Source organism: Pseudomonas sp. FG-3G, assembly GCF_901007645.1.
In the GTDB taxonomy this organism is placed as follows: domain Bacteria; phylum Pseudomonadota; class Gammaproteobacteria; order Pseudomonadales; family Pseudomonadaceae; genus Aquipseudomonas; species Aquipseudomonas rhizophila.
The window spans coordinates 21,497-43,833 of sequence record NZ_CAAKGZ010000026.1 but is presented as its reverse complement, the minus strand read 5'-3'; the positions used below and the strand labels follow the sequence as shown (position 1 = coordinate 43,833).

The 22,337-nt window shown below is 52.4% G+C and carries 17 protein-coding genes and 2 pseudogenes; 8 read left to right on the top strand and 11 right to left on the bottom strand.

Annotated features, from left to right (window positions below; genetic code table 11):
• Positions 1-2: 2 nt before the first annotated feature.
• On the top strand, positions 3-1,217 hold the full coding sequence (locus PSEUDOMOFG3G_RS19200; RefSeq protein ID WP_218939017.1) for a hypothetical protein: 1,215 nt from the start codon (positions 3-5) through the stop codon (positions 1,215-1,217).
• Positions 1,218-1,235: 18 nt separating this feature from the next.
• Here the strand turns inward: PSEUDOMOFG3G_RS19200 and PSEUDOMOFG3G_RS19195 are convergent, their stop codons facing one another.
• Entirely contained in the window at positions 1,236-1,688 is a 453-nt protein-coding gene (locus tag PSEUDOMOFG3G_RS19195) for a helix-turn-helix domain-containing protein (protein ID WP_139050875.1), read from the bottom strand.
• A gap of 241 nt (positions 1,689-1,929) precedes the next feature.
• On the opposite strand from PSEUDOMOFG3G_RS19195, the gene PSEUDOMOFG3G_RS19190 reads away from it, so the two are divergent.
• Together PSEUDOMOFG3G_RS19190 and PSEUDOMOFG3G_RS19185 are read left to right on the top strand one after the other, a co-directional pair.
• Entirely contained in the window at positions 1,930-2,442 is a 513-nt protein-coding gene (locus PSEUDOMOFG3G_RS19190; protein ID WP_139050874.1) for a hypothetical protein, read from the top strand.
• A gap of 108 nt (positions 2,443-2,550) precedes the next feature.
• Entirely contained in the window at positions 2,551-3,186 is a 636-nt protein-coding gene (locus PSEUDOMOFG3G_RS19185) for an HAD family hydrolase (protein WP_139050873.1), read from the top strand.
• A gap of 370 nt (positions 3,187-3,556) precedes the next feature.
• Here the strand turns inward: PSEUDOMOFG3G_RS19185 and PSEUDOMOFG3G_RS19180 are convergent, their stop codons facing one another.
• The 3 genes from PSEUDOMOFG3G_RS19180 to PSEUDOMOFG3G_RS19170 all read right to left on the bottom strand — a co-directional run bounded on the left by PSEUDOMOFG3G_RS19180 (position 3,557) and on the right by PSEUDOMOFG3G_RS19170 (position 6,764).
• Positions 3,557-4,018 (bottom strand): hypothetical protein, encoded by a 462-nt coding sequence (locus tag PSEUDOMOFG3G_RS19180; RefSeq protein ID WP_139050872.1) that lies wholly within the window; start codon positions 4,016-4,018, stop codon positions 3,557-3,559.
• A 93-nt stretch (positions 4,019-4,111) separates the two neighbouring features.
• On the bottom strand, positions 4,112-4,609 hold the full coding sequence (locus tag PSEUDOMOFG3G_RS19175; protein ID WP_139050871.1) for a hypothetical protein: 498 nt from the start codon (positions 4,607-4,609) through the stop codon (positions 4,112-4,114).
• A gap of 460 nt (positions 4,610-5,069) precedes the next feature.
• Positions 5,070-6,764: a hypothetical protein gene (locus tag PSEUDOMOFG3G_RS19170; RefSeq protein WP_139050870.1), complete on the bottom strand. Its 1,695-nt coding sequence runs from the start codon at positions 6,762-6,764 to the stop codon at positions 5,070-5,072.
• 230 nt (positions 6,765-6,994) lie between these two features.
• Here PSEUDOMOFG3G_RS19170 and PSEUDOMOFG3G_RS19165 point away from each other — a divergent pair, with 230 nt between their 5' ends.
• Positions 6,995-8,998, top strand: a complete 2,004-nt coding sequence (locus PSEUDOMOFG3G_RS19165; RefSeq protein WP_139050869.1) for an AAA family ATPase — start codon at positions 6,995-6,997, stop codon at positions 8,996-8,998.
• A gap of 2 nt (positions 8,999-9,000) precedes the next feature.
• On the opposite strand, the gene PSEUDOMOFG3G_RS19160 is transcribed toward PSEUDOMOFG3G_RS19165, so the two are convergent.
• From PSEUDOMOFG3G_RS19160 to PSEUDOMOFG3G_RS19140, 5 genes and pseudogenes are all read right to left on the bottom strand, one after another.
• Positions 9,001-9,423 (bottom strand): hypothetical protein, encoded by a 423-nt coding sequence (locus tag PSEUDOMOFG3G_RS19160; RefSeq protein WP_139050868.1) that lies wholly within the window; start codon positions 9,421-9,423, stop codon positions 9,001-9,003.
• Between the two features lie 18 nt (positions 9,424-9,441).
• Entirely contained in the window at positions 9,442-11,442 is a 2,001-nt protein-coding gene (locus PSEUDOMOFG3G_RS19155) for an integrase (protein ID WP_139050867.1), read from the bottom strand.
• Positions 11,439-13,337 (bottom strand): integrase, encoded by a 1,899-nt coding sequence (locus PSEUDOMOFG3G_RS19150; protein ID WP_139050866.1) that lies wholly within the window; start codon positions 13,335-13,337, stop codon positions 11,439-11,441. Before PSEUDOMOFG3G_RS19150 ends, PSEUDOMOFG3G_RS19155 begins: the two co-directional genes overlap by 4 nt.
• Positions 13,303-14,754 (bottom strand): site-specific integrase, encoded by a 1,452-nt coding sequence (locus PSEUDOMOFG3G_RS19145; protein WP_139050865.1) that lies wholly within the window; start codon positions 14,752-14,754, stop codon positions 13,303-13,305. The genes PSEUDOMOFG3G_RS19150 and PSEUDOMOFG3G_RS19145 overlap by 35 nt, the downstream gene beginning before the upstream one ends.
• Before the next feature lie 75 nt (positions 14,755-14,829).
• A pseudogene (locus PSEUDOMOFG3G_RS19140) lies at positions 14,830-15,534 on the bottom strand (mechanosensitive ion channel domain-containing protein); the annotation flags it as partial.
• Between the two features lie 193 nt (positions 15,535-15,727).
• On the opposite strand from PSEUDOMOFG3G_RS19140, the gene PSEUDOMOFG3G_RS19135 reads away from it, so the two are divergent.
• The gene (locus tag PSEUDOMOFG3G_RS19135) at positions 15,728-17,074 is read left to right on the top strand and encodes a DEAD/DEAH box helicase (protein ID WP_139050864.1); all 1,347 of its coding nucleotides are present in this window, start codon (positions 15,728-15,730) and stop codon (positions 17,072-17,074) included.
• Positions 17,075-17,311: 237 nt separating this feature from the next.
• On the opposite strand, the gene PSEUDOMOFG3G_RS19130 is transcribed toward PSEUDOMOFG3G_RS19135, so the two are convergent.
• On the bottom strand, positions 17,312-17,587 hold the full coding sequence (locus PSEUDOMOFG3G_RS19130) for a hypothetical protein (protein WP_139050863.1): 276 nt from the start codon (positions 17,585-17,587) through the stop codon (positions 17,312-17,314).
• A 288-nt stretch (positions 17,588-17,875) separates the two neighbouring features.
• Between PSEUDOMOFG3G_RS19130 and PSEUDOMOFG3G_RS19125 the strand changes: the two genes are divergently transcribed.
• Both PSEUDOMOFG3G_RS19125 and PSEUDOMOFG3G_RS19120 read left to right on the top strand, forming a co-directional pair.
• Positions 17,876-20,362, top strand: a complete 2,487-nt coding sequence (locus PSEUDOMOFG3G_RS19125; protein WP_171061405.1) for an exo-alpha-sialidase — start codon at positions 17,876-17,878, stop codon at positions 20,360-20,362.
• A gap of 293 nt (positions 20,363-20,655) precedes the next feature.
• Positions 20,656-20,781 (top strand): annotated as a pseudogene (locus PSEUDOMOFG3G_RS19120) (BrnA antitoxin family protein); the annotation flags it as partial.
• Between the two features lie 199 nt (positions 20,782-20,980).
• Here the strand turns inward: PSEUDOMOFG3G_RS19120 and PSEUDOMOFG3G_RS19115 are convergent.
• Positions 20,981-21,712 (bottom strand): thioredoxin family protein, encoded by a 732-nt coding sequence (locus tag PSEUDOMOFG3G_RS19115; protein WP_139050862.1) that lies wholly within the window; start codon positions 21,710-21,712, stop codon positions 20,981-20,983.
• A 187-nt stretch (positions 21,713-21,899) separates the two neighbouring features.
• Here PSEUDOMOFG3G_RS19115 and PSEUDOMOFG3G_RS19110 point away from each other — a divergent pair, with 187 nt between their 5' ends.
• The gene (locus tag PSEUDOMOFG3G_RS19110) at positions 21,900-22,292 is read left to right on the top strand and encodes a transcriptional regulator (RefSeq protein ID WP_076385904.1); all 393 of its coding nucleotides are present in this window, start codon (positions 21,900-21,902) and stop codon (positions 22,290-22,292) included.
• Positions 22,293-22,337: the final 45 nt, after the last annotated feature.

Here is a 22,337-nt window from a genome sequence, read left to right as displayed (position 1 = left end):
CCATGATCGTTGAAGGAAAAGCGATGACACCAGAAGCACGAGAAGAAAGCGATGGCCGTCCCTTGCCAGAAGTACGCATTGAAAATGTCGGTGAGCCAATCAGGTTTCCACACGTAAAGGAAATCACTGGATTTGCTGCTGAAACTGCAGGTAAAGGTCAGGACGTGAAGATCTTCACGCGTCTTGCCATTACCTCTGATGAACCTGGTTTTCACCATCTCGCTGAGTCGATCGCTGGCATTATCCGGTTATGGGGTGCGGACTCGCCCGCAGCGGCTGATATCAGTGCTTTCAAATTCGTCCTTCTCGTGCTCAAGCCTGATCAAACAGCCGAGCTGTGGCTTGATACGGCAGCGGTAGCACTGAGATGCATTGTGTCGCGCAACGTTGTCGCTGGTGCCGCTGTCTTTCAACATGAAATCGCTGACCTGCTCGCGTTGGAGTTTCCAAGTGTTTCGTTTGGTCTCCAGGACAAGGTGATTTGCCTCATGCGCGAGGCTTGGGGATTCGGCCTGGCCTTCGATATGAACCCTTCAGGTGCGTTGGACATGGAGGCCATGAGTCGAGAGTTGGGACGCCTCTACCGGCAACTCAGTTTTCGGCACCTATACGAAGTTGTCGGCACTCCTGAGAGCTTGGATCGACTGATAGCCCAGGGGTGGTTTCCATTTGTGGAGATTCTCCACCGAGAATTTGCCGACATCCTTGCACACCATGCAGGCGGTATCGCCCTTAACGAAGTCGAGTCATCGATTGTCGGTCGATTTGATCAGGCACGGCTCGATCACATGCTCTCTCGTTGGATGGCCAAACCGCATTTCGCAGTCAAAGAAGCCTTCCTCAGGGAGGGCGTCGAGGCGTTCGCTCAAGGAAGGCCCATCGCGGCCATCAAAGTCCTAGTGACGGAGATTGAAGGCATATTGAACGTCGCGTACCGAGCTCACACCGGCAAGGCCGGCAAGACCAAAGCGCTGCTCGGCTTTGCCATTGAAAGCGCAGAAAAACGAACTGGTGGCCCCGGTACCCTGTTCCTAACCACCGAATTCAACCGCTACCTGTTGAACTATATGTTCGCCAACTATGACCCGAACGACCTCACGGAAGGCTCGGTTTCCCGACACCTCGTGGGGCATGGGGATGCAGGTGTTGGGAGCTACACGATGGTCAGGGCGCTCCAAGTAATCCTGACCCTAGATCAATTGGCTTTCTACACGTGATGCGGAAGGTAGGAGCCTTCAATGCCAGTGCCGCTGAACGGTCGTCCTTGGAATCCCCAATTTCTTCGCGACATCGACTTGTTTGAGCCCTTGACCCTTCAGTTCCTGGACTTGAGTGCGAGTAGCGGCAGCTCGAACGCTGGTCGGATGCGTTGTATCCATTGCATGAGCTGAGGGGGGCGGGATCTGATCAGCCAGTCCAAGGTTTTCGAGCTCACTAATAGCCCTCACCAATACCTCTTTGGGGGTGACCTCGGAATCAGCGGCCACCGCAACGGCCAACAAGGCCGATGGTGTGATGCCAAGCGCCTGGGCCAGCTCTCCCGCCGCTTTGACTGTAGGGCTGGTTTTGCCGCTTTCCAGTTGACTCACGTGCGATCCAGTTACCCGGCCCGTTAGGTCTTTTTGGGTCAGGCCCTTGGTCGCACGGATCAGCCGCAGCGCTGCGGCGAAGCCTTCCTGAATCGACATTACGGCATCTCAAAAGCAGACGGTATGCCGTGTTTGCTTGAGTCCGAACAAATCTATATATTTAATCGTATGGGCTTTTTGCCAGTATTGGTGTTGCGGATTGCACCCCATGCGAGAGAGCAATCCTGCCTTGGTTGCCCGCGAAGCCCCGCGTGTGAGATGCCCATCACGGATGGCCCATGTAGACGGCTTGGTTAGTCCAAATTTTTGCTGTACAGGATAGGCACTAAAGGAAGTCAGGATGTCAGAGCTGAAGAAAGTCACTGTCACGGTTAAGAATTTTGAATCCAGCTCAGCTGACGACTATGCGCGTCTCTACAAAAAGGTTCGCCTTTTAGATGAGTCTGGTAAGAATGCTTACTTTAAGAATTTGATCATCCCTAAATACCTTGAGCGCCGAGGTGCGTTTGCCCAAGACATTCCGAGAACTTGGTTTGTAAAAAACATCCATAGGTCGGCGGTAGTCTTGATAGCGTTTGAAACCCAAAGCGGCACAGTTGATTATGATCTCGATGAAGTTCGCGGGTTGTCCCGAAGGGGCTTCTGGAGCGGGGTTCTGCTCGGTATCGCCGCAATTCCTGCTGGAATCATTGTGGCAATTGCAACGTATGGGCTCGGATTGGCCTTGATCCCATTTATGTTGTATCAAGCCTATTCGCAAGTCTTCAGAATTCCGGCTCGGCTGAGCCGCAAACAACTGCTTCAAGACTTTTCGAACCACGGGATCAACGTCGGAGAGGGCTGGTCACGATAGTGCGAGGCGCCGCTAGAGCAGCGGCGCACCTTGGCTGAGGTGTGCTACCTAACGCTCATGACGCGCCCGTATGCTTGCTGAAGGTGATAAAAACAGGAGCTCCACCGCATGCCGATCGCAGCCGCGATTTTCGACGCCTTCGGAACAGTCGTTCAGATTGAATGTAAGCGCCACCCGTACAGGCAGCTCCTTCGCATAGGCGCTCTTCAAGGTCGCAGGCCAAGTGCTGCTGACCTCCATCTTTTGATGACTTCCAGCCTCGACCTGGACGCTGCTGCCGAAACGTTCGGTATTTGTGTGAGCCCTGCGCAGATGACGTCCTTGCAGCATGACCTGGAGGAGGAGCTCGATTCCATCACTGTGTGTCCCGACGCAACCGATGCGCTTCGGTTGCTCAAGGCCGAGGGAATAGCTACAGGTATCTGCTCGAACTTGGCCGCGCCCTACGGCCCTGTTCTCCGCCAGCTTTTCAGCGAGATCGATGGCTTTGCGTTGAGTTATGAGGTCGGCGAGATGAAACCGCACCCAGGCATCTACCGCGATATCTGTCATCAGCTTGGAGTCAATCCAGCGCGGGGCATGCCGCCATCAGGCGAGCGTGTTGTGATGATTGGTGACTCCATGCAGTGCGATCGGGATGGCCCTGGAGCTATCGGGATCTCTGGGTTCTATCTGTATAGGAAGGGGAGAGGATCTATCTCTTGTTTGATGCAGTTCGCAGAGCATGTGATGAAGATAGTCTAATAATATTTCGGCTTGGGGCGCGGAGATTTAAGTCGCCGACAAACTGACTGGATGGGGTCGTTTCCCTGGGCGCTCCCAGTGCGTTCTTCCAGCCGTAATCTCGCCATCCCGAACCAGCACAACACCTACGGCATGTTCCTGGTTAGAACCCCGCCACCTGGATAGCAGTTGCGCACAGCGCTTCGATCAGCTGTGTCATGGGTAGGTTTTCCTACTTCACTTCGTCAAAAGATTGCCCCAACACCAAGTGGAACGCAGGCTGCTTAGCCTCTTAATCGACCTGTATGTAGCTGGTGTCGTATTCAACTTCAGATCAGGCTCCATTTCTAAGCCCTGCAAATCGGTATTGAAACTGTCTTTGAACCTAAGATCAAACGATCAGCCGAATAGCCAATATCCTTAACATCTCTTTCGAGTTAAAGAAGCCTTTCTCGCTATATGACTTCAGATGATGTTTGAGAAGGTTGACTTGCCCGCAATAATTGTCCTCACTTGGAATGCCATCTTCTGAAGGGTAGTCGAAAGGGCTCGATGAAAGTATATTTGTAAGTTCCTGTGCGCAGATTAAGGCCTGTTCTTCACGGTCAGCAATTATTCTTTCACAAATGCTTTGGAAGGATTTCTCCTCGGGCCCATGCTCATGGAACCAATTGACCAGTTTTTCATAGATCTGGCGATGGTAGGTATCGAAGCCGCCCCAGTGGTGGTCTATGCAAAAGGCAAATCTATTCGGGTTGTACAGAGAAATTACCGCCTCTTGTAACCGGTGTGCGGTACCGTATTTTCCGCTAAGCAGAATATCGTGGTGCTCAGAATAAGGAGAAATTTTCATAGCTTGTTCCTGGTTTAGGTGGCGCCTCTGGTTCTAGGTTTGGCGATACCGTAAAAGTTGCAGGAGGTCTATCTCGCTGCGTTTAGTGAATTATTAACAGTCCACCATCCGGTGACGCTGAAGTCTTGCCTCTGTCACTTCCCATAACCCTATGCTGTGGCTGAAGAGTATTTCGTCAGCGAATTGGCTGAAAGCGTGATCGCCTGTGTTAGGCAGGGAGACTTGCAATTCAGGGATAAAGTGTGCGAGCCAGTTAAACCTCTGCGCACTGTCTCCCCACCTTTCCTCGAACAGAGATTGTGCGCTGCTGTTAATGTCGTTGCTGTACACGATATAAAGAATTCCCTCGGCGGCCCGTAAAAGCTTTATGGGCGAAAGGATACCTTGTAAGAGTCCTGTTTCCACAACCTCAATGACGCGGGGGTCTGGCTCATCATTCCATAAGATCGCGAAGGTTTGAAAGGAAACACGATCCGCGATCTTGAGATCAAGTTGGAATGGTTGTACTAAAGTGAAGACTGTATAGGCTCCCTCTCCATCCTTGTCTCGTGGCTCGTCGTGCTCTACCTTAAGAATTCGAGAGTAGTTCATGCTAGCACCTCTGCTAAATGAATTCCTACTCAATGAAGATCATTGTTGCAAGGGTGTCAAATTTAAATTTGGAAACGTTGGTGTACAGTAAAGGGTTTGCGATTTATTGAGGATTTTTCAATTTTCGAGAATAAACTTGCTCAGAGAAGTTCTACGGAGGTTTATGCAATATATTGATTTGTATGTGCGGCGCAGGGAGTGTCGTGAAAGATTAAAAATGTCTTTGTTAAACAGTTGCTTGTCGGAGGCTAGGTGCAATACTTCCTAAAAGGCTTGCTGCGTCACCTGAAGCATCTTATTAGTGCATGGCACTGGGGAGGCAAAAACATTCGTGCTGGCACAGATACAGCGTTGGCCCAAGGGGCCACCGTAACCAACGCCCATTGTGCTTGGCCTCAGGAAATCTGACTAGATCTCGAAAGCCCCAAGGCTATCCGACTACTAGAGCGCTAGGCGCGAATCACAGCGCACCCAATGCTACCCGGATGGTGTCCAACGCCCGCTCACAGTCTCCAGCTAACGAAATGAAGTGATTTCTTAGGGATCCGTGATTCGTTCGGGCCTCCAACTCCGCTGCACGCTTTTTCTCCACAGTTGCATGCCCTCTGACCTCTGTCCTAAGACCATGGAGCCTCTGCAGGGGCAATACAATTGCCTTGGCTTGCGCCTCGGAATTTCCCACCCCGCACAGTATTTCCTGGATCACCCGCAGCGATGCCCAGCTAGAAGGAACTGATTTACCAAGGCCGTCAGCTATCCCACGCAACGGTTTCAGCAGAAAGCCCTCCACGAGATACTGGTCTAGCGCGAGGATTTCGTCTGCCCACTCCTTGGTTGAATCCGTGGCCGGAATGTGGACTGCAGCTTCGAGCTCCTCTCCCCTGGGATTCCACCAAGCGGGGGCCGATCTATCCAGTTCCCGGATCGCATTCTTCAAGGCGCCAATCGGCTCGTACTCCAGATCCCAGGAGCCCTTGATGTCTGTTAGGTGGGCACGCTTGGAGATAGCCCCCTTGGGCCATTCGTTGAACGACTGCCAGTAGAGCTGAACAGTGTATGGCAGCTTGGCCAGGTCGCCGATGTAGGCATGCACCTGCCCCTCCTCGTTCTGGTCGTAAGACCTGAGATACCAAGAACCCCGGCAGCTAATATGCCTGTCCACAAGGGAATACTTATCAGGGTCTGCCTTGTACAAATGCAGCACCTCTGCCCTGAAAAAAGCGGGAGAGATCTCCCAAGGCAGTGCGCTGTCCTCGAAATAATTCGACAGGCACTCAGGTGCGCATGAGGTCTCGACATTCCGACCGTTTTTCCAATCGTAGATCTTGAAGTCTGCATACCGGCGCGACGCGCGATCTTCCTCCATTTCCCACTGTTTGATCAGGCTCGCCACGGTGATACTGGGCCGTAGCACCATCACACCGTTGCAGTAGCTACCTACGCGGCAGAGCCCGTGATGGTAATAGAGGTCTGGGCTGTCCGAGTGCTGCGTTTTTACACCGTTCCAGCCTGAAAAACTCTCAGTATCGAGCCTGGTGAAATCGAACCGCATCACCAAGCTCTGTTTCGTCACTGCCATGTACTTTTCGAGATCAGCCCGAAGGATTGTCACCAAATCTAGACGGAATTTATCTTTACCTTCGGGCTGCTGAATGATGCGAATGACGTCTTCGATGTCACCGTGTTCGTCAAGCCTGCAGTAGCTGTTGCGCTCAGGTACAAAGTACAAATCGAGGCTGTGAACCAGCTTCTGACTGAGCTCAATCGCGGCCCTGTCCCGCTCAACCCCATTGAATTCGCGGCGAAAGATCAGTTTTTCGCCCTGGAACTCGTTTGACCAAGATCCGAGGGGAGGCTCCAAGCGGATTACACGACCGTCACTGCCGATCTCTCGGCAGATACGCCATGTGTCCTGCCCTTCCGGAAATGAAGCATTTTGGAGCTCTCTGACTCTTGCCTGCGTCAGCTTACGGGTGGGTGCTAGCACGCCATGAACGATAGCCTGCGGCCCACTCAGATAAAGTACTACTTCGTCTTGAGCAGTTAGTTGCCCTAGCATTCTCAAGGCGTCTTCAGCCCGAGTCACCCACCCTGGATCAGACGCGCCGGGATTGTGAGACATGGCTCGGAAGTCTTCGGCTTTCAACGCGGGCATCTGTGGGCATCCTTGTTCGTGAGCCCTCTCTTGAAACATTTCGTTCTGAGGTCGGGCAGGTGTAAGTAGTCCCATAGATTGCCAAAAATCGAAGCCAACGTAACGGGCCCGAATCAGAATACCGGCACCACCTCCCCCCCCTTGGCTGAAGGAAAACAATTTCATCCGAGCTGGAGTTTGAGATCGCGTGCGCTACGCTTACTTACTTCTCTTTAGCCTGGAAAATGCTCGTGATCTTAACGAAAGCTGCAGTAGGCCCCTACCGATCGATCAACACCTCCCAAAGCGTTGCCATCGACCCTTACGTGACTGTCTTGGTCGGTATGAACGAGGCAGGAAAAACGGTTTTTCTGAAGGCGTTGCACAAGTCCAATGATGCGCTAGGCGCGGAGTCCTTCAACCCCACAGACGACTATCCACGCAGGAATCTTACGGCCTATTTGCGCAAACACGAGACTGACCCCGAGAAGGTTGTGGAATTAACCTTCCAGCCCACCAGGGCGGAACGTGAATCTATCAATAAATCTCTTCACACACAGTTAGGTGAAAACTTCATCTTTACCGTGACCCACAACTACGGAAATGGCCGCTCAATCTCAATTAGCGCGGATGAAGCCCCAGTCATGGAGGCGTTGGCCAAGACATCGGGACTGTCGTCCGATGCTATCAAAGCGGTTTCAAGCTCAGCCACTATTCGTGATGCTTACACAAGCCTCAGCCAGATGAGTTTGACCGATGTGGATACCGAATTTGCAGAAGGGTTGAAGAAGAGAATCGATGCCTCTCCTTGGAAGGACAGCCCGGTTACGCATTACGAGGTGTGGCGCAAGGTGTCAGCGATGGTGCCCAAATTCCTGTACTTCAGCGACTACGACCTTCTTCCTGGCAAGATCAACCTCGCCGACTTGAGGAGCCGCCTTGCGACGGTGAAAAGCGATCCGACCAAGAAAGCGCTGATCGAACCCAAGCATCTATCCATCCTCGCTTTGCTGCGTATCGCAGGAGTCGACCTTGATGATTTCGACGGAAAGACGACTTACGAGGAAATGAGGGCGAAAGTAGAAGGCGTGTCGATCAACCTGACAGACAAGGTACTCGAATTTTGGAAGCAAAATGAAGACCTGGAGGTTGAAGTTGACATAAGGCCTGACAGCACCGACGTCACTCCGTTCGACAACGGCCCTAACCTCTACCTGAGGATCAAGAATCGGCGCCATCGAGGCGTAACTACACCATTTGATCAACGCAGCAGGGGATTCATTTGGTTCTTCAGCTTTCTAGTCTGGTTTGACAGTGTGCAGGCGCAACTGGCGTCCTCCGGGGTAAACGCCGCCAGCGGCCTTGTACTCCTGCTTGATGAGCCAGGACTGGCACTACACGCCTTGGCTCAAGAAGACTTCTTGAACTACATCGACAACCTTTCGCAAGAACATCAGGTCATCTACACGACCCATTCACCCTTCATGGTGCGATCTGATCGACTCAACCAAGTTCGGATCGTAGAAGACAAGCCAGACGTAGGGACTACGGTATCGGAAAACCTTTCGGGCTCTGATCCTCGTACAATCTTTCCACTTCAGGCCGCACTGGGCTGGAACGTTGCACAAAACCTGTTTATCAGCAAAACCAACCTCTTGGTGGAGGGGGTGTCTGAGCTCGCCTATCTCCAAACCATGTCGGCGATCCTCGAAGCCAGCGGAGACACAAGCCTGGATCGCCGCACAACGATTGTCCCGGTAGGTGGGCTCAATAACGTCGCAACATTCACTTCTCTGCTCGGAGCAAACGGCTTGTCAGTGGCCTTGCTTCTGGACTTCAGTGGTCGTCAGGATCAAAAGCTTGAAAGCTTGATCCATCAGAAATTGGTGCAGAAAAAAGCGGTCTTCAATGCCTCACAATTTCGCGATCTGAAAACCCTGGGTCAAGACACGATCCCTAGTGATATTGAAGACCTCTTTACGATCAAGACCTACCTCGCCTGTTTCAACAAGGCCTTTGCCAAGCAGCTCTCCGGTGCGGTGATAGACGAAAAGGATTTGCCTCAAGGTGACAGGATCGTTCAGCGCATTGAGCAGTTCTTGAAAGCTCGGAATATTGAACTCCGGCCCAGCGGTGGATTCAATCACTACACGGTTGCAGCCATGTTCACTATGACCCCACCAGCCAAGGTCGACGCCGCGACAAAATCGCGGTTCGCGGCCCTGTTCAAAGCGGTGAACAATTACCTGCAATAGCCTCACGGGCGCGGAGTTGAGGTGAAGGGGACAACCTTTCCAGCTTTTCGAAGCGCTTTTGTAGCCTCGTCCCACGCCATGAGCAGCATGAGCTCACGGGCAAGAGCTTCCTTATACTTAAACTCATAGTTATCGGCCCTTGCCCGTGCCTTGGCTGCCTTATCTTTAGCTTGCAGCACCTGTGGAACACCTGGGCTGATGCGTTCCTGCTGCTCCCGCGCCCGAATCTGAATTTCGCGTATAAGCGCCTCAAACACCGTGCGGCTTTTCTTAATGCTGCCTGGACTTCTTCCCGCCTCAATCGCCACTGAGTTGAGGGTGATCTTTGTGCCTGGAGCCACGATTTCAGGCTTGCCGCTTACAAGGCGATTCAGCGCGTCGTAGTAGGGCATAAGTGTAGGTTGTTCTGCATGGGGAACTTGCATAATGTATCCTCCATATCGTTAAGAGAATTTGGCAATTATTCTGTCACGTAGCTCGATAAAGTCATCAAGGTTTTGCTTCTCAGCGCGATATTCCATGCTGTCAGGATCAAGCTGTTTTAGATCGAATTCCAAGATTTCTGCAGTCTCATCCATCACAGATTTTTTTGCGACAAGTTCACGACAACTGGCGCATCCGTAATAGTTACCATGGGCTCGTCTTTTGCAAGGTACAGTAGAGGTGCAGCCACCTAGGATCGTTTCTGTATAGGAGGATAAACCGAGCGCGACCGAATCCATTGTCTCTTCAACGGCCACGTTCAACCAAACGGCACTTGATTTTTGCTCCCAGATTTTTGACCCTTTGATGCCGTAGAGTCTTTCTTCTGAACGCAACGCCTCACGTATGAACATAGCTCCATCTGCTTCAAATGCTGCCTCTCGTAATTCCTTCGCAAGCCGAGGATTAATCAAGTTGAAGTGATAGTTTTGCGCTGAGCACCCTTTAGTGTAATAGAGGCTCATCACAGTGGTCAGGTGCCCAAGCAATCGCTTTAGGGAGGGAAGAGTGATGAGGCCGGTTTGTGCGCAAAATACTGCCATTGTGCGGCGGAATTGATGGGAAGTGATGCGCCAGGGTTGACCGACCTGGTAACGAGGATCACCCCTCCAATTCCTCAGAGGCTCAATAGCTTCGAGCTCAAGGATGTCTTCTTCTTTGATCAAAATGGGCGGCAGGCGCGACTCGGCTGAAACCTGCTTGACGATGCCTGTTTTTGGCAGCTTACAGTGTGAGACTGGGTGCGCTGAAGTGCTGATCAGCAAATAATTCTGCGGGTTATGGACGTAAGGAGAAAGAATTTCTTGAATTTTTTTGAGCACCTCCACAGGTTTTAGAATTGCATCGGTCGTAATCCACTGCCTGGGTTTTTTTGCGCTATATAGTTTCGTGGTAATTCCCGCAACGTATAGGGCTTCATTATTCCAGCCCCGCGTGGGGCTAAGGCAATCGGTGCTGAGGCTCTTGACTTCATGGTCACGCATTAGAGTGAAAAGATGTATTAAGTTTTTCGCGCATTGACTTACAAGTGTCACGAAGCCCATGACACTGATAGCGCTTGCCCAGTCGTATTTCTTACAGATTTCTCCAAGCGAATTGTCTACTATGGCATCCTCAAATTCTATGGGTGAAGCTACGTGGCGGCGCTTTTGAGCGGCTGTGGCGTTCCACCCCTTGGCTTTAGGATTTACGTGAGCGTTCAAATTGCGCCCGTAGAGAGGGTTTGCAGCGGCTTTATTAAGGAAGTCACAAATTTGAGGGAAAAATTTCAAGAAGTCATCAAGGTATGACTGATATTGCTCATATTTAAGTAACAGTATTCTACTTGGGATTATCGGGAACTGCTTGCCTTGGTACTTAAGTTGTTTGGCGATTCGCTGCATGTATGGAAGAATTGTACCGTCAAGCTCGAAGCCTCTATCTCGACTGTCTATCTTATTCAAAGTTCGGATAAGTGATGTTAGGTTTCTATTTGCAAGAGGCTGTACAGTGCCTTGGAATTCTTTGAAGTAATCTGCAGAGCTGAAGATGTTATCTAGCTTTAAGTTTTTCTTCTTGCAAAATTCCACCATTCTGATTAGTAGGTATCTTATCGAGTGCATTGTACCTATTCGTAATGTCGTGCCCGAACGGTAGTTGGCAGAGAACATTTTCATTATGAAGATTTTTTTGCCCAGCTCTGCATTGTGCTCACGGTATTCACATTTCGTGTAAAATGGTAGAAAGTCAAAAAAGGGATTGTCTACGACGCTGTATGCAAACCCCATAAGGATCCATTGGTCATCTTTCAAGCGATTAACGATCTTTTCGTCTAAATCTCGCGATATTATGGTATCAGGCCCTAAGCGAGCAAATGACATGCCGTAGTAGACATCCGTCGAGAACTGTTCTGAGCGCGCAGGAAATGGTAGTTTGTCATATGGCGAGGCTTGCATCGAAGTAGTGTTTTCAAGGCCTTTCATTTGATCACCTTCAACTTTAGCAATCGATGGTAGAAAGTTTCCCAATATGGAGAAAGTAATTGGTGGTCGGCAATCTCCAGTCTGACACGTTCAATAATAGGCTCCATCTCTGGTCTCACGACAGTAAGGTCTCTGAGTATGGTGTCTATTCTCTCTATAACTTCGCCGTGAAGAGCACGAAACTCATCAAGGTCAGTGCATGCAGTGACGCGCTGCATTGTGACGTACCGCATGCTGAGCAGCTTTCTTATAGAGTCTTCGTTCGCGTGAAGTCGGAATTCCTTACAGTAGATACACCCGACAAAATTTTTGCAGTTAGGCTCATAGCTCTCCGGGGCAATTTCTAGAGGCGAAGATTCATCTCCAGAGCAGCTACCGCCTGGAACATCGATCTCTGCGTCTCGCCCTAGTATTGAGATTACATATGATAATGTGCTGGAGATTTCATCAATGGCGGTTTTTTCTTCTGATTCTGAGTATTTTTTGAGTATGGTTTGGGTGCTATTTTGCAGCACGGCAGAAACAACCCCGACTGGATAGTTATGACTCAAAAGAAAGATAGATTTATATTTGCGAAGGGCTCGATGCGTTACGCCATGGTAATCGGGGTCAACAAATCTGACCATTTGCTCGTTAAATACCCAAACTGTTGATGCTCTAATCGGAATGTTTTTATATTGTCCTGAAGAATAGTGCAGAAACATGTAGTCATACATCCTGCTTTCGCAAAGATAGTTTCTTAGTTTCAGGAATTTATTGAAGTGTTTAGTGAAGCTTTTTTTGATATCAAACGATTGCTCCATGTTGCCAGCACGAAACTTTATCGTTACGAATCCTGCACTGTCACTATTCGAGCTCTCATAGCTAGGTGCCCAGAATAGCCTACGCATCTGAGATTCGTTCATTGCGGTGTTGGCAGTGAACAATGAATAAAAAGCTTGCTGCGCAAAGTTCCCAAGCCATTTACGGGTGCGATGGTGTATGTCGTTATTAGCCTCTTCAAGAAACTTACGAGCCTCAATTTCCTGGCCAATAAGCGCTGCTCGTGTTTGGTTTGTCCTGGCTAACATTTCATCGACGGTACGAATTGCACCATTCGTATAATCCCAGACGATGGAGTTTCGCGGCTTCCAGCGCGCTTCTAATATCGCATTAGTGATAATCGAGTATTCCGAAGGCATCAATAGGGCTTCAGTATCAAGATAAGCAATGCGATGTGGATAGGGTAGCCCCTCCACTAGAAAATCAGTAACCCCGTCAAATAGATATTGGCAGGCGGTGAGATGCGCGGCCATCTCATTTTCAGACGGTGTAGGCGTTTTTTCTCGATCCTCTTCATGCGCTGTACTGCTAGATAAGATAGGCATATCACCTAGGAAGTTGATGCGTGCTCCGGGATAGAACAAATTTCCGTTATGAATTGCCGCCGACTGCAAACGAGTGGCTCTAAACTCCTTTATGCCACCTTGTTGCATCGTTAAGATGAGATGCTGAGTGTAGGAGTCAAGCGCCCGCTTGTATGAGAACTCATCGTCTAGAAAGTCCCTATGTCCGTTGGTGTCGCACCAATCTGCATGTGTGGTAAATTCGGTGGCGCTTTGGTAGAGCGTATAATTACTCCCTCCCGATCGCGCTTTGAAGATGTGCTCAGTACACCATGTACGTATTTTTTCACTTCGGTTTTTTTTATGAGAAAAAACGTCGACCGGTTTCGGTGATTTATTATATTTATAGGTGCGATCTGCATAGCAGATAGAGCCCAGGTCGATTCTTCGGTCACTCGTGCACCTGAGAACGAGGCCTTCCATCGGACGATTGAATAACGCCGCTAGTAGTTTGTCGTTGTCATACTGGGCGATATCAAGTTCGTAAGTTTTTCGCTCGTGCTTGTTCATTATCAGACATTCTCGTTCGAATCAGATCTTCGAGGTGAGCCTCAAACTCCGATTGAGCTTGAGCCAATTGAGGGTGGTCTTCTCTGTACCGTAAATAGGCCAGAGTGACATTAATGTCCTCATGGTTTAATCTTCTTTTAAGTTTGTCTAGCAACTCGATCTGATTCATTTTTCCTTCCGCCTGTTGAGTGATAAAGTCTTCTAATAAGTTCATGCCAAAAGTCGCTCTTAAGTCATGGAAACGATATGTAAATCTCGCGCCTAGCTCCCGCAGCTTTGTGTGGACTTTCACGCTGTATTGCCTAATGGCTGAGCCTGCTTCTGCACTGAAATCGAACAGGTGTTGATCAGCTTGGGAGATGTAATAAGGTCTTCCTGTTCTTGTTAAAAATACATACTGGCTATCGTCATCTCTGATCGGTGATTTCATTGCTCGGTCTTGATGTCGTTTAGAACTTACGTACGTAGCTAACATATTATGCACCCATGCTGGCACCGCAACAGACTGTCGCTTGCCGTTCTTGGTTTCCACTAGTTTTCCTTCCCCCATCTCCATGTAATATAGTGCGTACTTATTCGGGTCGTTGTCAGATCCTATTCCATGGATGACATCGGCGTGGCGAACTGTCAATGTCGACTGAATACGCATTCCTGTTGTGAGACTCAAGATGTGAGCTAAGAGCATCTCAGGATTGCGTAACTCAAGTAGCGCCTTCAGTAGGACAGCTTGATCTACGCGATCAATTGGGTAAAGTTTTCCTCCGTCACGGATGAAACGGCCTGTGGCAATGGATTCCGTATTTTTGAAGGTTAAATCGTTTGTGATGACCTCTTTAACCTGAGTACACCCGAAACTATCAACGTATCGTTTATTCTTTATCTCGGATTTCCACATCTCGGCTTCGGGCTTAAAGCCTCGTTCGGCTACCTTCCATTTATAGAAGCCAGTCATATTTGAGATCTTGCGATTCGCCACCTTACGCGTCAACTGTCCCCTGGCGATCTCAAGCTTCAGCTCGGCTGTATAGTAATAGGTGGGTCGCTCGAATTTAATTCCTCGGAAAGTGTTGTAGTCCATATCTGCTTTGAGGAACTTGTTCATCATGTCGGCGAGATCGCCTGCCGCATTTGCGACGGTGGACTGGCGCAGGCCCTTTACAACCGAGCACCAAAATAAATAGAAGCATCCGTCAGGCCACAGCGCACCATCTGGCTGCACGATTACATGGAGGCGGTTGATGGAAGGGGGGTGAAGCCATTTCGGTCTGATGGGGTAGCCTATGGACGAGGCTTCATCAGGATTCAAAGGAGGGAGCCATTCGCTGGCTTCGCTATCGCTGCAGGGCTCCCAGACCTTAACGTTAGTGAGCGGCACTTTGTGGTATAGGCCGCTTGAAGCCGGTTCGGTGTTGAGCATGGCAGACCCTCCGCATAAGGTGTCTGTCCATTCAAGTTCAGCTCACGGATTCTGTCAAATCGCTGGAGCTCACGCGTAGTTCTGCACCTTGACCGTGTGCAGCGTGATGTCCACCACATCACCGTCGGCCCCCACCTGAGGCATCTCGATCCAGTCACCGACCCGCAGCATGTCGTTGCTGGTCAGCTGCACGCTGGCGACGAACGACAGCAAGGTGTCCTTGTAGACCAACAGAATCACCGCCGACATGGCCCCCAAACCCGACAGCAGCAATAGCGGTGAGCGGTCGATCAGGGTGGCAACAATGATGATCGCGCCAAACACATACAGCACCATCTTGGTCAGTTGCACGTAGCCTTTGATCGAGCGGGTGCGGGCGTGTTCGGTGCGGGCGTAGACATCCAGAAGGGCGCTGAGCAGGGCGCTGATGGCCAGCACCATGAACAGGATGGTGAAAGCCAGGGCAACATTGCCCAGGAAAATCATGCTGGTCTTGCTCAGTTCCGGCACCAGGTGCAGGCCGAACTGGATGACCAGCGAGGGCGTCATCTGCGCCAGGCGATGGAAAACTTTGTTCTGGCGCAAGTCGTTGACCCAGTGCAGGGCCGGCTGGCGACCCAGCAATTTGGCACCGTGCAGGATCAGGTAGCGCGCCACGCGCCCCAGCACCAGGGCAATCACCAGCAGCAGTATCAGTGCAAGGCTGGAATGCAGGAGCGGATGCTTATCGAGAGCACCCCAAAGGTCTTGAATGTTGACCCAGAGCTGTTTGATGTCCATGGACGAAACGGTTCTTCTATAAAGACGCGACGGTGCGATTAGAGCATTTAAGCCAGGTTAAGTGACCCTTGATGACGAATCGGCTCACAAAAAAGCCACTGATTAGCGCCGTTCGTATAAAGAAACTCGGCCTTCGCGCTCGAAACCGTTACCCTATGCAGCTGTTTTTTTGCATTTCTTCGAGGTAGCACCCGTGTTTTCCCAATTCGCCCTGCACGAACGCCTGCTCAAAGCCGTGGCCGAGCTTAAATTTGTCGAGCCAACGCCGGTGCAGGCAGCGGCTATTCCGCTCGCGCTCCAGGGGCGTGATCTGCGGGTGACGGCGCAGACCGGCAGCGGCAAGACCGCGGCGTTCGTGCTGCCGATCCTCAACCGCCTGATCGGCCCGGCCAAGGTTCGTGTCAGCATCAAGACCCTGATCCTGCTGCCGACCCGTGAATTGGCCCAGCAAACGCTCAAGGAAGTGGAACGCTTCTCGCAGTTCACCTTCATCAAGTCTGGCCTGATCACCGGTGGCGAAGACTTCAAGGTCCAGGCCGCCATGTTGCGCAAAGTACCGGACATCCTGATCGGCACGCCAGGGCGGATGATCGAGCAACTGAACGCCGGCAACCTCGACCTCAAGGAAGTCGAAGTGCTGGTGCTGGACGAAGCCGACCGCATGCTCGACATGGGTTTTGCCGAAGACGTGCAGCGCCTGGTGGATGAATGCGTCAACCGCCAGCAGACCATGCTGTTCTCCGCCACCACTGGCGGTTCGGGCCTGCGGGAAATGATCGCCAAGGTGCTGAACAACCCTGAGCACTTGCAGCTCAACGCGGTCAGCCAGCTGAACTCCACGACCCGTCAGCAGATCATCACCGCTGACCACAACCAGCACAAAGAACAGATCGTGAACTGGCTGCTGGCCAACGAAACCTACGAAAAAGCCATCGTGTTCACTAACACCCGCGCCATGGCCGACCGCATCTACGGTCGCCTGGTGGCCCAGGAATACAAGGCGTTCGTGCTGCACGGCGAGAAGGACCAGAAAGACCGCAAGCTGGCCATCGACCGCCTCAAGCAGGGCGGCGTGAAAATCCTCGTCGCCACCGACGTTGCCGCCCGCGGCCTGGACGTGGAAGGCCTGGACATGGTCATCAACTTCGACATGCCCCGCAGCGGCGACGAATACGTGCACCGTATCGGTCGTACCGGACGCGCCGGCAACGATGGCCTGGCGATTTCGCTGATCTGCCATGGCGACTGGAACCTGATGTCGAGCGTCGAGCGCTACCTCAAGCAGAGCTTCGAGCGCCGCACCATCAAGGAAGTCAAAGGCACCTACGGCGGACCGAAAAAGGTCAAGGCCTCGGGCAAGGCCGTTGGCGTGAAGAAGAAAAAGGTCGACGCCAAGGGCGACAAGAAGAAATCCGGCGCCAAGGCCCCGACCAAGCGCAAGATCGCCAACCGTCCGAAGACCGACGCTTTGTCGCTGGTCAGCAAGGACGGCATGGCCCCACTCAAGCGCCGCAAGCCGGAGGCGCCAGCGGCTGAGTGAAGCTGCGTCAGCGCTTGATAAAAAGAACCGGACCTTGAGTCCGGTTTTTTATGGATAACTGAATCTGACGCAAAACCCGTGGCGAGGGAGCTTGCTCCCGCTGGGCTGCGCAGCAGCCCCAACAAAGTGGAATTTACAATCATCTAACGAGTTGACGCTTCGATTTCAGGGGGCGCTTCGCACCCAGCGGGAGCAAGCTCCCTCGCCACCAAAGCAAGCTGTGCCCTGCTTCGGGCGTCACCCCGCTTTCTTCTCCGCATTCTTGAGCTCTTGAAGACGCTCATCAATCAACTGGCACTTGTCCGGCACATCTTTGCTGGCGGTCTCCAGGTCCATGGCCTGCAGTTCCTTATTCATTTCCTTAGCCTTCTCCGGGTTCTGTTCGGTGAGCCTGGTCACTTCCTTGGCCAATTGTTCACGCTTGGCGGTGGCTTGCTCGGGCGTGCAAGTGGCCCAGGCAGGCAGGGCGCAGCTGAGGGTGGCGGCGAGGGTGAGTTTGAGGAGGGTTTTCATGGCAGGGGCCTCGTATTTCTTGTTGAGCAGGTAATGGGTTGAGGCCGCTGCCGGGTGGAAAGTTCATTAGCCTGGCGCTTGGCTGGCGTTCCCTTGCTGCGCAGGCGCAACCATGAGTGGAAGTCTTTTTCAGGATTTCCCTCGCCGATATTAAACACTCGTCTACCATGGAGAATGCGAGGATAGCCCGATGCCGGCAACGCAGGGGCGCTCTTTAACACAGGATGTAAGTGCTGTCAGGACGTACCCGCGGCCTGTCATAGTCAACAATTCAAAGGAATGAAACTCATGAACCTTAGATCGATACTCAGTCGACTGATGTTGTGCCTGTGTGGTTTATTCGCGGTCTCATCGGCTTATGCGGAAAGTGTGATTATCGCCACGTCGCGACCCGATGAGGGGATCGTAGTTGATGTGTTTGACAGTCCTGATGCCGTAAACGCCTTACCTTCTTCGTCGGGCATGGTGCCATTTACCTCGATAGGGTTGGCTACACCCGCGGTGCAATCGTTCAAGGGTAAGGTTTATATGTTTTGGGCCAACGATAGTGATTCCACTATCTATTTTTCCACTTCGGCGCAGGGCAGTAATTGGTCCCCCCCACAGCCCATTCCCGTGTCTGACATCCTGGGTAATGTCTCAGTGACCGTGTTTCAGCAAAAGCTGGTACTGACCTTTACCGACAAGAGTCACATAAATAGCATCAGCTCTGAAGACGGCATAACCTGGTCCAACGTTAAACCTATCGCGGTCTCCAGCGACGCCGCTAATAACAGTCCTGTGGTATACAACGGAAAGTTATTTGTCCTCTACAGCGAGGAAGATGATCACACGATTAACTATGTCACCTCGGATGATGGCGTGCTGTGGAGTAAGGAAAATCTCGGGTTCAGTGCAAACGCTTTCCGAGTGTTGAGTTTGGTGCCCGTGGTCTATAACGGTGAGCTGTTGGTCTATTACTCTTATGATCTTAGTAATTTTGCCGTGCGCAGTTACGACCGGGGCGGTCACTGGGGAGATGAGCAAAGACTATCGGGCCTGGCAAAAAGCGAGCTTTTCCTGAACCGCGCAACCATCACCGGTAACCGCGTTTTTATCAGCAGTGGCCCTAGCACTTATGGTTCAAGCGATGGGGTCAACTGGAGTCCCTATTATTCCAGGCGATTCTCTGACAATTTGACCGGCCCATCGGGATTGGGCGTTTCCTATGCCATTACCCCAAACGATCTAACGATGGACAACCCGCAGCTGCCAGCAGATCTGGCGACGGGCCTCAGCCATACCGACTATGCCACCTTCGCCTGGCGAAGCTTTTTCGCCCTGAACAATACGGCCAAGGCGCCATTGCCCGCTAACCGTGGTGTAGGTAATCCGGAAAGCAGCTTCGCCGATTCGGGCAAGGTTCCAAAATCTCCCAGTCCGTTGTTGTGGCAAACCTTCGCCCACCGCAGCGAGTTGTTTCCAGCGCTAAATCCAAACTCCGTGGGTGGTCCTACGCGTCCGTTTACTTCCGAGCCGCAATACAGCTATATCAAGTTTCCCACCGGTGCGCCTTTGGCGCCTGGCGCCAGTTATGCTTATTACAACAATCTGGATGAAGCGACCCAGATAGGCCAGAACGCTATATTTTTCCCGGTCAACCCTCCGCAGATCGCCAAGACAGGGAGTGACTATGCCCCTTCAAACGACAGCCAGATCCTGTTTGAAGCCAAGGCGAATCCCGTCGTTTACGAGTATGCCAAAGGCTTGACCCGTTACCCGGAACACATACTCCTGCCCGACGGCGCAGTAGAGGTCAAGGCGGCATGGCGCAAGCTGGCAGACATCCCGGTACAGAATCGCGCGCGCTACCATACGGCGACTGTGGTGACCTATCAGGGCAAAGATGATGCACCGGTGGCGTACAATGAAGACTACGCTCTGGTAGCCCTGCATATCATCCATAAAACACCCAACTACCCGACTTTCATCTTTGCCACATTCGAGCACGAAGATGCTCTGACATTGCCCGATGGCACCTCGCCGACCGGTCTCTACTACGTCGCTAACTATGACGAGATCGCCTACCCCGGTTACGATGAAAAAAATCCCCCGACTGCGATGTTCTCTGACGGTAACAAAAACTATACGGTTTCCCTGCCCGCAGCGGGCGCAGTCGCCAATCCAAACCTTGATCCGCCCGTCTATTCCGGCACTAACGGAATCCCCGAGGGGCAAGCCGGCCCGATCCGTGTCGTGCAACCGCTGACTATCTATTCCGAAGTCGCAGCGGTGAACAACCAGGTCAAGCAGCTCATGGATGCCAGCAGCGAATTCACCAATTCGGTCTGGAAGCACTATCGGCTTAAAGGGGTGCAGGCTATCCCCTCGATGACTTCAACCGACCCGGATTATTACCTGGCCAATATCATGGTCGAAAGCAGCCAGCCGGGCATTCAGCTGTTTCGCGGGAGCAACGTGTTCCCCATCCCGAATGACAACACCCTGACCAATGCGCGTGAGCAACCCAACATCATGGTGCCGGATTACGAGCACAGCACTCAAAGCCTGACCATGGGCGGCTGTATGGGCTGTCACGGCATTGCCCAGAGCTCGCTGAAACAGGGTTTCAGTTTCCTCTTCGATGCGATCAATCCCACGCTTGCCAAGGGCACCACCGGTTTTGCGAACCCAGAGACCGTAGGTTTACCTGATCCGCGGACCTCGAAGGCACGGGCCCTGAAATACTCTTTCGGTCCTCAGAATACGGCAGCCGTCGAGGAGGCAAGCAAGTAGCCGCCAAACATCGGCGAAGCGAGATAGCCCTGCTTTCTGAGGCCGGCGCGATAGCCCTTTCGATAAAGAACCGGACCTTGAGTCCGGTTTTTTATTGAAATCCCAACCTGAATTTGGCTCTGCCTTTTATGGCGAGGGAGCGATGATCGACTTGAGGATTGTGCTTAGTCGTATCAGCAACCGTGGGGCTTTCCTCCTTCGTATTCACCGTGATGCGAAGTCAGTCCCCCCGTTTCCTACTACGACCTGTTTGCCAACATATCTGTCCGTTTCGCAGGAGGTTTCCACCTCTGGCGGTGACTATTCGCCTTGATGCCGATGTGGTCGAGTGGTTCAAGGGGCAGGGCGCGGGCTATCAGACACGCATCAATCAGCTTCTTCGCCAATACATGCAGGCTCAGCAGGGCCATCGTCGGTGAGCAAATTAATGCTATGAAGTGGGCGACTGAGAAGTCGCCCGTTGTCGTTAATTCTGTTACCTGCGTCCGCACCTCCCCCGATGACATCAAACCTATCGCGCAGCGCTGTGGTTAAGGCAAAACTGGCGATTGCGGCGCAATCCAGCGGGAGCAAGCTCCCTCGCCACAGGGTTCGCGCTCGACTGGGCAGGTTGGCGCATCAGCTGTGGCAGCAGCTATGGGGTTTAGCCTCTTCGTACTTATCGTGATGCCGCACCCAGTCCATGATTTCGTCTTCGTTGCGGCCCTTGGGCGTGAGATCGAGGTAGTTGTAGGTGCCGACCAGGATGTCGAGGCCACGGGCGTAGGTGGAGTAGGTGTGGAAGATATCGCCGGCTTTGTTGCGATAGAAGACGCTCAGGCCGGGGAGTTCGCCTTCGGTGGTGTCGGTTTTTTCGTAGTTGTAGGTGGCTTTTCCGGCGGCGGTGTCTTCGGGTTTGAAGCTGACGCCGAAGTCGTAGTTGAAGTCGCAGCCTTCTGACGAGACCCAGTCGAAGACCCAGCCCATGCGACGTTTGAACGGCTGGAACTCGGCGAACGGCGCGCGGGACACCGCGACCACGGCGACGTCGTGGTGGGCCAGGTGTTGGTTGGCGCCGTCGATGTGGTCGGACAGGAATGAGCAGCCATCACAGCCTTCTGTCCAGCCGGGGCCGAACATGAAGTGGTAGATGATCAGTTGGCTGCGGCCGCCGAACAGGTCGGCCAGGCTCAGTTCGCCGTTGGGGCCCTGGAAACGGTAGGGTTTTTCGATTTTTACCCAGGGGAGGGCGCGGCGTTCTGCGCTGAGTTTGTCGCGTTCGCGGGTGAAGGCTTTTTCGTGGATCAGGTGCTGGCGACGGGCGGTGAGCCATTCTTCCCGCGAGACGACGGCATGATTTTCTACGTTCATGGTGAATTCTCCTGCGTGGCAGAGCCGCTGATTCGGCACTTCTGTCAGTGGTCGTTTGGCCCAGTGTGAATTCGACAGGCCGTTGGTCGGCTTGGGCAATAGCCCACCGGTAAGCCCGGCTGAACGGCAGCGCAGCGCCTGGGTCACACTTTAAGTAGGCATCTCACTCTTTGGAGGATGGACCAGGATGACGACTTATAACTGGGACTTGATCGAACGGTTGTTGCACGAAGTGCAAAACGGCGCCGGCCACAGCTTTACCCCTCGGCCTTATGCGGAGCAGTACGCGGCAGAGAAGGCAGCCGCAGGCGAGCCGATCGAGAACCTCGATCATCTGAAAGCGGTCGCCGGGGAGTACGAAAAGCTGCTGTTGGAGCGTAACTATATCGAGCCTCGGCCGGAGGAAGAGGGCGGTAACGGCGAGAACTTTGTGCTGACGCCCCGTGGCTCGCGGTTGTTGAGCCTGATCGACAGCAGCATCCCGGGCAATGATCATCCGCGCCAGGTGCTGGATGAGCAGGAAGATGCGCTGGATGAGTTTACTTTTGATGAGGTGGCTTCGAAGGCGCAGATTGCCTGACAGGCCTGCACTGAGCCCTGTGGGAGCGAGCTTGCTCGCGATAGC